The sequence below is a fragment of the Mycobacterium sp. genome (genome assembly GCF_050700595.1).
Lineage (GTDB): Bacteria > Actinomycetota > Actinomycetes > Mycobacteriales > Mycobacteriaceae > Mycobacterium.
Genome location: NZ_JBOHHI010000139.1, coordinates 1 through 8,727, shown reverse-complemented (window position 1 = coordinate 8,727; position 8,727 = coordinate 1). Strand labels below are relative to the sequence as shown.

Below are 8,727 nucleotides of genomic sequence, written 5' to 3'. Positions count from 1 at the left end.
CCCAACACTCGTACGCTGAACCTTCACTGGGGCCTCCCACATCTGTGGCTCTACGGCCAGGACCGAATTCCTAACCGCAACCCACGTTCACATGTGAGCGAGGCCCCAGCCCCCCATACCGTCTAGGGGCTGGCCAGCAAGCTGCCGAATTTGGCGGCCAGCCAAGGCTTACGGCCACCGGCGCGCAGCCTGCCCCGGATGATTTGCGGCCACTGCGGCACCCGGCCGTAACCGATGAGCAGGAAGGTGACCGGGTCGGCGGTGATGACGCAATCGGCCTTCTCCCCGGCTGCGGTGACGACGCCGGCACCGTCGTCGATTGCCATCCGGTATCGGCCGGCGCCCCGCATGCGCAACTCGAAGCTGATACTTAGACCACGAGTCCGGCTGGGCCGCAGGTAGTTTGGGGCGAGCGCCAGCGCCACAGGAATGACAAGCAGCGCATCCTCGCGCCCGATGCTCCATGGCCGATCAGCCGCGCGCGATGTCCAACCCGTGGATCAATTGCTCGCCGAGCAGCAGGCAGGTCATGAACGCCGGTTCGAGGACCAGGCCGTCGGCGGTGACCACCGAGGCATGCTCGGCGGGGTCGACCGCGGCGGCGGCGGCCAGGTAGCTCGCGGCGGTTTCCTGCAGCATGTCGGCGAGTCGGCGCGGGTCCCGTTCGCCGATGTCGGCGAGGTGGCGATCGTTGACCGCAGTATGGAGTCGTGCCGGTGACCCGGCGGGGATGCTCACCGCGGCGCGGTCGCCGTTCAGCTGCCCGCGCAGCGCCTCGGTGTATTCCCGCATGTCGCCCACCACATGCGCTGCGGTCTCGGCGGCGGTCCAGGCCAACCCCGGGACCGGCGCGGCGAGATCATCGATGCCGCGCCACAGGGTGGCGCTGCGACCGACCGCCTCGGCCAGCGCGGCTCTGGTATCGGCGTCGGCGCACCGCACCTCGTCTACCGGCCCGGCGGATGGTGCGGGGACTGTTTTCATGCGGACCTCCATGGGTTTGGTTGAGATAGGGGTACTATGTCACATAATCTAGCTATGTCAATAGGCTGGAGCGGTCACCGCGACCGGGGTGAGTGGCGATCGCCAGCGCGGCGAAGTCGGGCGCAGCGGGTCGCCACCAGAAGGTAGTGGCGATCGCCAGCGCGGCGAAGCCGGGCGCAGCGGGTCGCCACCAGAAGGTAGTGAGACATGTCGGAGCCGACAGCCCAGCCGTCGTCATTGCGCGCCCAACAGATCGCGCAGACCCGGGATTCGCTGGTGGGTGCGGGCCGGGAGCTGTTTGGACGGAGGGGCTTTCGTGAGACTTCCGTCGAAGACCTGGCGCGTGCCGCCCGGGTGACGACCGGCGCGCTCTACCACCACTTCCCCACCAAAGCCGCGCTCTTCGAGGCGGTGTTCGAACATGCGCACGGCGAGCTGATGGCGGCATCAATGCAAGCCGCGCAGGGCGCTGCCGATGACCTCGACGAGTTCGGGCGCGGCTTCGATGCGTTTCTGGATGCCGTGCTGCAACCCGAGCTGCAGCGCATCTTGATCCTCGACGGACCCGCGGTGCTGGGTTTGGCTCGCTACACCGAATTGGACGAGCGCTATGCCTTCGGGGTCATCGCCGCGGCTCTTCGCGCGGCGACCGAGGCAGGCACCCTGCGGGTCGCCGACCCGCAGACCGTCACCCGACTGCTGCTGGGGGCGCTGACCCGCGGCGCGATGCTGATCGCGAATTCACCCGATCCCGTCGAGACCCGGCATGCGGTCGCGCTGTCGATGCGGGCGCTGCTGAACGGTTTCGTCCCGCCCGCGTGACCGGCGGCCGTTGCGATCGCTCCGGATTCGTTTCTCCGGGCCGTAATTCGGGTAGTAGGCCAGTACGCGACGCAGAGGAGAGACGCATGGGAGACACGCCCCGCGACCCGATGGACCACGCGAGGACGACACGCCCGCGTGCGGGCGAAGGAGTGAAGGACACCGCCAAGATGCCGGGATTTGTGCTGCTCGCAGTCGGCGTGGTGGCGTTCGCGATCTGCCTCGCCAGTTTTGCGCTGGGGCAGGCCGGTGTGGGCGTCCCGGCCGTCGTTACGGCATTGCTGGCGGTCGGTGCCGGTCTGGCCTGGCTTGGCATGGAGCGCAGGCGATTGCGTGCCATCGAACCGCACCGGTCGACCCACCGCCACGGCGCCGCAGGATAGCGCCCAGACCGGCGGCCCCGTTACTCCAATGCACTCAGGTTGTCCACCGACTTACGCACGTCTGACTTCAGCACCCGGGCCACCAGCCGGCCGATCGGGCCACTGAGTACGCCGCCCTTCAGCTCGGCGCTGAGGTGAAAGGTCGAGCCGGGATCATTGCCCTTGACCGTCATCGTGACCGCGATCCGGATGCCGCCGCGGCCCCGGCCTTTCAGACCAATCTCGTGCGGCTCGTCGTAGCGGGCGACCGTCCAGTGGATGACGTTGCGGAAGCCCTTCACCTTGACGCACGACGACACCCTGGTGCCCTCTTTTATGGTCGACGGGACCGGGCTGCGCCAGCCGCCGAAGATCGTCATCCATTCGTGGAACCGGCTAAGGTCCGAGGCCAGTTTCCACGCCGATTCCGGCTCTGCATCCGATGACTTCGAAACATCTACCCGCGCCACGTCATGTCCCATACCCGGCGGCGGCCACGCGATAAACCGGGTCAGATGCCGGTCCAGGTTTCGTCGAGTTGCGCCGCGACGTCGATGACCTGGGCGGATTGCGACTGCGGCGAGTCGATTTCGTCGGCGACGTAGTGCGCGATGAAACGCCGGATCTCGCCGTCGACGCCCGCGATGATGCGCAGCACCTCACCACGCAGGGTCTTGGACGAGACGTGCACCGTGATGTCCGATGGCCGTGGCTTGGCCACGTCGACGATCAGCAGCAACGGTTCGGCAGCGCGCGCCGTTGCCGTCAGCGCCACGTCGCCGTCCACCAGGAACCGCTGCTTGTCCAACCGCAGGTCGACTAGCAGATCGATGGCCAGCGGGATATGGATGTCGAAGGTGATGGCGTCGCCGACATTGCGGCTGACCTGCGGCCCCTGGATCTTCACCGTGGCGCTGACCTTGGCGATCTTGCCCGGTCCCTGAGTGATCGGGGCCATCGCGAACTCTTCCCCGGCGATTTGAGCGAACGCAGCGCCGACCCGCGCCTCGGTCACGGCGACTTCGAAGAATCGCCGGCCGAAATCCTCGTAGGTCAGGTAGTCGTAGGTCTGCATAAGTTGATACCGTCTCACGTCCGCTTTCCAGACGACGACTGATCTGGCTGTGTCGTGTTGAGCTTGGTGTGATCTGCCCCGGGTCCGGGTAAACGCCACCGAGATGAGGCTGCGCAGAAGCACCGTAGGCGGCCCGGGACTTCGGCGCATTCGCCGGGGCCGCGGCTTTTGCTATGTCTCGGATGTGGGGAGCCCACGGGAAGCCGTCGATGATCCGCAGATAGTGGTGCGAATTGAAGCGCTGGTCATTCCCCCGGCATGGAAGCAGGTGTGGATCTGCCCGTATCCGAACGGTCATATCCAAGCCGTCGGCACCGACGCCGCCGGCCGCCGTCAGTACCTTTACCACGAGCGATGGCAGGCCGAGCGGGCCGAGGAGAAGTACGACCGGGCGTTGGGCTTGGCCAAACGCCTGCCCGACTGGCGCGCTCACATCATTGGTGACCTGCGTGGCCGCGGTTTGCGACGCGAGCGCGTTCTGGCGGTTGCCCAGCATCTGATCGATCGAGGTTACTTCCGCGCCGGCGGCGAAGAGTATGCGCAGGACAACGGCAGCTACGGGCTGGCCACCCTACTGCGCGACCATGTTCGATTGCACCGCGAGAGCGTGGAATTCGACTATCCGGCCAAAAGTGGTGTGCGCCGGACGGTGTCGATGGACGACCCGTTGGTGATTCGGGCGGTGCGATCGCTGCTGCGCGCCGATACGAAGATCCCGCGGCTGCTCGTCTACCGCACCCCGGACGGTTGGTGCGAGGTCCACGCCGACGACCTCAACACCCGATTCCGTGACCTCGTCGGCGAGGAATTCAGTGTCAAGGATCTGCGAACCTGGCACGGCACAGTGCTGGCCGCCGAGGCGCTCGCGACGGCCCGAGAGCCAACGTCGAAGACCGCCCGCCGTCGCGAAGAGGCAGCCGTGATGCGTGCGGTCGCTGAGGAGTTGGGCAACACGCCGGCGGTGACGCGAAGTTCCTATGTGGATCCGCGCGTGGTGACGGCTTACGAGCAGGGCATTACGATCGCACCGGCGCTGCGCCGGGCCGAACGTCAGCGATCACCTTTGGGACGGCAGCACGTGCTGGAGCGGGCCACCGTGCGTATCATCAAACGCGTCGAGCGCAGCTGATCGGTTGATCTTCAAAAACGCTGTCTCCCAATTCGACAGCTCGCTAGGTGCCGGCGGCCCCTGCCCGGCCGAAGGGCACGAAGAATGCCGCGACCACAGCGATTGCGCCGACGACCGTTACCGGGATGGTCCACGACCGTCGACCGGAGAGCGCCAACTGGCACTCGGCCACGAAATCGGTGTGCGGGAGAATCTGGTTGAGGATCGGAATGTTCGCCACCGACTTGTCGTTGACCGCACGGGCGCCGGACAGATCGGGCACCACGGCATTTCCGCAACCGATGTTTCCACCGTTCCCGTCCGGTATCGACACCGGCATCAGTAGCCCCATAATGCCGGCGAGAAGAATCACTGCACCGACCAGCAGAGCCAGTCGTCGTACCGTCACGGCGTGCTCCTTTGCTCGTTGGCTGTTGCGGCGATATGCTACCGGGCCTGACTGGTCGCCAAACGTTATCGCACCCGCGCGATCGGGTCCGGCGATTTCGGATGCGTTGTGAATCACGCCACATGTCAAGTCGATTTCGGTATCTCGGGCAGTCGTCCGTCAGCTGGCCGAACCTGGAGGTGTTCTCGTCGTATGTGCGCCCGTAAAGTAGCTGAGCCGCGTTCCGCGGGCTCGTGGATCGAGGCCGGGCTGACCTGGCTCGGCGGCGGACACTGGCATGAACTCGGTGAGCGTCACGAGCAGTCCACGCACGCGATCGCCGGCGCCGTCGTGTTACTCGATGCGGCGTTGGCCTGGCTCGTTGCCGCCCTGGCCGTCGCGGAATCGGTCGGCTGGCCGATCCTGGCCGTTCTGCCGCTGAGCCTGGTGTTCGGCCTGCTGGTCGGCGCGATCACCCGCGCGATCGCAAGCGGTCCGACGGCCGGCCGGCGCGGGATCCTGGGACGCGGGGCGGTTGCGGTTGCGGTCGGTTTGGTCGTGGGCGAGTTTGCCGCGCTCGCCGCGTTCTCGGGTTCGGTCGACCGCCGTATAGACGACCAGATGGCGCGCAACGCGGATTCGATGCCCGCGGTTGCGCACGCGTCGGCCAACCTTCAGCAGGCACGCAATGCGCGTCTCGCACTCGACGAAGCCCTCGACGCCGCCCGCACGCACCGCGACGAAGCACTGGTGATCGCCCGCTGCGAGTACAACCCCGCACCGGTCTGCCCGCAGACCCGGATTACCGGAGTCCCGGGTGTGGGACCCGAAACCCGGACGGCCAACGAACTGCTGGCCGACTCCCAAACCGAACTGGACAACGCCCTCGCTGCGCGTGATCGCCGAGCTCCCCGGCTGGACTCCCAGATCGATTACGACGTTGCCGAACTCGCACAGGCGCGTCACGGCGCGGTCGCCGGCGCGGATCACGGTCCGGGCGCTCGGTGGGTCGCCATGCAGGACCTCACGATGGCCAGCCTCGGCGCGTTGCTGCTACGGATCCTCATCGTCGCATTCCTCGCGCTGTTGAGCCTGCTGCCATTGATTCTGCGACTGTGGCGTGGCGAGACGACGCATGATCGTCGCGCATCGGCTCGAGCCGAGCGCGATCGAGCCGAGCTGGACGCCGACACCGCGATCGCGGTGAAGCGCGCCGAGATGCGTGCAGCTGCCGAAACCATGTGGGCCGAGCAGCAATTCGCGCAAGCGCGTCTTGCTGTCGAGGCGCAGACCGAAATCGACCGTGCACAGCAGCGCCGTCGAGTCGTGGACGCAATCGAGGGTCTGGCATCGGCCACATCGCAGCGCATCGACGACGACATATTCCTACCGATCGCCGCCGAGGCGGAGGCCGCCAGCTTGGCGGCGACCGAACTGCCGGCTGCAGTAGAGCCGCGTGAAGCGCACGATGGACCGGCAATCCCGGCAATCCCAACCATTCCCGACGTCACCAAAGCCGCCGCTCGCTGGATTCGTCCGCTGGTCCCGACCTTTGTAGCCCGCGCGATAGATACCACGACCCACCCGTTGCGCAGCGCGCGCCAAGTCTTCGAAGAGGTCGAGGAAGTCACGTTCTCGTTCAAGCGCACCCGCAAGGTGACCCTCAACACCGAGGAAACCGTAAGCCGGTCGCCGGGGTCGATCGCTGACGACGACGACTTCGGTGCACCGAGCGAGAAGCCTGAGCTGACCGAGCGGGGCCCACACCAATTGCCGCCCGCTGAGTGAGACTGTAATTCGTATTGTCCGAAATTGGTTGCCAATAAATGGGTTCTGATTCGCCGAATGTAGCGAGCGTCATGATGTACCGCAAACGTGATGGCCGCCACAAATTTTGGCTCTTTGCAGTTCTTGTTGTTAATGTCCCGGCGCATGTTTGTGTTAGCAACGCTGATGACCCTCATTCAGCAGGTTTCAGGCACGCCGTATATCACCGGCGGGGATTCTCTTGCGGGAACGGACTGTTCGGGGCTCGCTTCATGGGTGTCCAATGCGGCCACTGACCGGCCGGTTTTCGGCGATCGGTTCAATACCGGAAACGAAGAAGCAGCCCTGTTGGCACGAGGCTTCCAGCATGGAACTGCGCCCGGCGCTTTGGTGATCGGCTGGAATGGTCGCCACACCGCGGTGACGTTGCCCGACGGCACCGGGGTGTCAAGCGGTGAAGGCGGTGGCGTAAGAATCGGTGGCGCCGGCGCCAATCAGCCCCAGTTCACCCACCACATGTTCTTGCCGGTCGACCCGGAGGCGGTCGAGGACCCCCCACCGCCCGCGGAGGGCATTGTTCTGGTCGATGCCGTAGCACCGGAAATGCCCGAGCCCGAGCAGGTGCCGCCCGGCGATGAGCCCGCTGCCGACATCTAAGACCCGGGGGCGCGCTCCAGGAACCGCTGGACATACCGGGTGAAGCGCGCGCGTAGGTCGTGCTCGTCGAGCCCGAACATCTCGGCGGAAGTCGCAATCTGGCCGAGCCGGCCGCGCCGGTGGCCGGCCAGATAGTCGGCCATCGCCACCTGCGCCCCGGCGGTCAGCGGCTCGCCGGCGACGTCATAGATACGTTCGGCGAGCCCGAGCTCGTCGGCCATGAAGTCGTCGAACCGAACGTCGATCGAGCGCTCCGGCGCAATGACATCGCGATCGCGCACCAGCGCGCCCAGCATCCGTTCCAGGCGGTCGACCCAGGACGCTGCGATCTCGCGCACCGGAACCGGCGCGCGGTGCATCCGCGCGGTGTAGATGATCATCGCGATCATCGACAGCGACACCGGAACCGGGTCGCGGTGGGTACAGATCACGACCACACCGGGAAAGACCGCATCCAGCACCGGCAGCTGCTCGAGGTGCTGGGGCGACTTCAGTAACCAACGGCGGCCGCCGCGCAGAAACTGCAGCGCCTTGAGCTGCAGCGCCAGGTACTCATACGCCGACGTCTGGTCACGGGCCAAGTAGTAATCGCGCCACCGCGGCACGTGCGCGAGGGTCTCGAACAGCATCGAGGAGAAGTCGTTGGCCAGTAGCTGGATCTCCTCGTGGACATGCTCGGTGGTCATCTCGTGCATGAGCCGAAAGTGCGGCATCACCGCGTTGATGAATTCGACGGCCGCGTCCATTCGGGTCTTGCGCGGATCGGGTTCGACACCCGCCTCGGCGGGCAACGGGAACGGCTCGACGCTCTCCCAGTACGGAAGGCTGCGGAAGGTGGCGGCGGCCGCCGCAAGCAGGTTGTGCAGATGGGTGGTGCCGGTACGGGGCAGGCCCGCGATGACGACCGGCGCCGCCAGCTCGATGTCGGCGATCTCGAGGTGCCGTGCCAACAGGTCGGTGAGCAGCAGCCGGTTTTTGAGCCAGCCCACCAGCTGGGCGTGGAAGTTGACGATGCCCGGCCCGTGCATGCCGTCCACTTCGCGCAACGCGGCGAGATAGACATCGAGGCGTTCCCGGTAGTCGTCCGGTCCGAAGTCGTCGAGCCCGGTGTCGGCGGCCGCCCTGGCGTGCAGCGCATCGGCGTCCAGCGGGCAATCGGGCGCCATCGTCGCCATCATCTGGCGGATCTGTTCGATCTCGGGACTGAACCGGGGCTCGGCGAGATCGTCGAGGTGGACCGGGTCTGCTGCGGTGTCGGTCACGGCGAATTATGTTACTTTGAGTTTCGTAATGACGACAGAGATTGGCCGACCCCGCGATAAGCGCATCGACGGCGCGGTGCTGCGCGCGACCGTCGAGCTGCTGGCCGAGACGGGCTACGCCGAGCTGTCCGTCGACGCGATCGCGCGGCGGGCCGGCACCAGCAAACCGGCGATTTACCGGCGTTGGCCCGGTAAGGCCCACCTGGTGCACGAGGCGGTGTTCCCGATCGGCGACGCGACCGCGCTGCCCGACACCGGGTCGCTGGCCGTCGACGTTCGGGAGATGGTGCGCCGCACCGCGG

The 8,727-nt window shown here is 66.4% G+C and carries 12 protein-coding genes; 6 read left to right on the top strand and 6 right to left on the bottom strand.

Annotation, left to right across the window (positions count from 1 at the left end; genetic code table 11):
* Positions 1-122: 122 nt before the first annotated feature.
* Positions 123-326, bottom strand: a complete 204-nt coding sequence (locus tag ACRDTL_RS13375; protein ID WP_431507187.1) for a hypothetical protein — start codon at positions 324-326, stop codon at positions 123-125.
* Between the two features lie 145 nt (positions 327-471).
* Positions 472-984 (bottom strand): maleylpyruvate isomerase N-terminal domain-containing protein, encoded by a 513-nt coding sequence (locus tag ACRDTL_RS13370; RefSeq protein WP_431507186.1) that lies wholly within the window; start codon positions 982-984, stop codon positions 472-474.
* Between the two features lie 207 nt (positions 985-1,191).
* On the opposite strand from ACRDTL_RS13370, the gene ACRDTL_RS13365 reads away from it, so the two are divergent.
* Together ACRDTL_RS13365 and ACRDTL_RS13360 are read left to right on the top strand one after the other, a co-directional pair.
* Positions 1,192-1,806, top strand: coding sequence for a TetR/AcrR family transcriptional regulator (locus ACRDTL_RS13365; RefSeq protein ID WP_431507185.1), 615 nt, complete (start codon positions 1,192-1,194; stop codon positions 1,804-1,806).
* Positions 1,807-1,892: 86 nt separating this feature from the next.
* On the top strand, positions 1,893-2,189 hold the full coding sequence (locus tag ACRDTL_RS13360; RefSeq protein ID WP_431507184.1) for a protein UsfY: 297 nt from the start codon (positions 1,893-1,895) through the stop codon (positions 2,187-2,189).
* Between the two features lie 20 nt (positions 2,190-2,209).
* Here the strand turns inward: ACRDTL_RS13360 and ACRDTL_RS13355 are convergent, their stop codons facing one another.
* On the bottom strand, positions 2,210-2,638 hold the full coding sequence (locus ACRDTL_RS13355) for a type II toxin-antitoxin system Rv0910 family toxin (RefSeq protein WP_431507183.1): 429 nt from the start codon (positions 2,636-2,638) through the stop codon (positions 2,210-2,212).
* Between the two features lie 41 nt (positions 2,639-2,679).
* A complete protein-coding gene (locus ACRDTL_RS13350; protein ID WP_431507182.1) occupies positions 2,680-3,243 on the bottom strand; it encodes a hypothetical protein in 564 nt (187 codons plus the stop codon).
* Positions 3,244-3,346: 103 nt separating this feature from the next.
* Here ACRDTL_RS13350 and ACRDTL_RS13345 point away from each other — a divergent pair, with 103 nt between their 5' ends.
* The gene (locus tag ACRDTL_RS13345; RefSeq protein ID WP_431507181.1) at positions 3,347-4,372 is read left to right on the top strand and encodes a DNA topoisomerase IB; all 1,026 of its coding nucleotides are present in this window, start codon (positions 3,347-3,349) and stop codon (positions 4,370-4,372) included.
* Between the two features lie 43 nt (positions 4,373-4,415).
* Here ACRDTL_RS13345 and ACRDTL_RS13340 read toward each other — a convergent pair whose 3' ends face one another.
* A complete protein-coding gene (locus tag ACRDTL_RS13340) occupies positions 4,416-4,760 on the bottom strand; it encodes an aminopeptidase (protein WP_431507180.1) in 345 nt (114 codons plus the stop codon).
* Between the two features lie 192 nt (positions 4,761-4,952).
* On the opposite strand from ACRDTL_RS13340, the gene ACRDTL_RS13335 reads away from it, so the two are divergent.
* Both ACRDTL_RS13335 and ACRDTL_RS13330 read left to right on the top strand, forming a co-directional pair.
* Positions 4,953-6,527, top strand: coding sequence for a DUF4407 domain-containing protein (locus ACRDTL_RS13335; protein ID WP_431507179.1), 1,575 nt, complete (start codon positions 4,953-4,955; stop codon positions 6,525-6,527).
* Positions 6,528-6,614: 87 nt separating this feature from the next.
* Positions 6,615-7,163: a peptidoglycan endopeptidase gene (locus ACRDTL_RS13330; protein WP_431507178.1), complete on the top strand. Its 549-nt coding sequence runs from the start codon at positions 6,615-6,617 to the stop codon at positions 7,161-7,163.
* Here the strand turns inward: ACRDTL_RS13330 and ACRDTL_RS13325 are convergent.
* A complete protein-coding gene (locus ACRDTL_RS13325) occupies positions 7,160-8,341 on the bottom strand; it encodes a sulfotransferase family protein (protein WP_431507188.1) in 1,182 nt (393 codons plus the stop codon). The two genes, ACRDTL_RS13330 and ACRDTL_RS13325, sit on opposite strands and share 4 nt — an antisense overlap.
* 112 nt (positions 8,342-8,453) lie before the next feature.
* Between ACRDTL_RS13325 and ACRDTL_RS13320 the strand changes: the two genes are divergently transcribed.
* Positions 8,454-8,727 (top strand): helix-turn-helix domain-containing protein (locus ACRDTL_RS13320; RefSeq protein WP_431507177.1); only part of this gene is annotated, 274 nt, incomplete at its 3' end.

Coding starts and splice junctions, on each gene's coding strand:
- ACRDTL_RS13365 (WP_431507185.1), top strand. CDS start 1,192: ATGTCGGAGCCGACAGCCCAGCCGTCGTCATTGCGCGCCCAACAGATC.
- ACRDTL_RS13345 (WP_431507181.1), top strand. CDS start 3,347: ATGAGGCTGCGCAGAAGCACCGTAGGCGGCCCGGGACTTCGGCGCATT.
- ACRDTL_RS13335 (WP_431507179.1), top strand. CDS start 4,953: ATGTGCGCCCGTAAAGTAGCTGAGCCGCGTTCCGCGGGCTCGTGGATC.
- ACRDTL_RS13325 (WP_431507188.1), bottom strand. CDS start 8,341: ATGATGGCGACGATGGCGCCCGATTGCCCGCTGGACGCCGATGCGCTG.
- ACRDTL_RS13370 (WP_431507186.1), bottom strand. CDS start 984: ATGAAAACAGTCCCCGCACCATCCGCCGGGCCGGTAGACGAGGTGCGG.
- ACRDTL_RS13350 (WP_431507182.1), bottom strand. CDS start 3,243: ATGCAGACCTACGACTACCTGACCTACGAGGATTTCGGCCGGCGATTC.
- ACRDTL_RS13375 (WP_431507187.1), bottom strand. CDS start 326: ATGGCAATCGACGACGGTGCCGGCGTCGTCACCGCAGCCGGGGAGAAG.
- ACRDTL_RS13360 (WP_431507184.1), top strand. CDS start 1,893: ATGGGAGACACGCCCCGCGACCCGATGGACCACGCGAGGACGACACGC.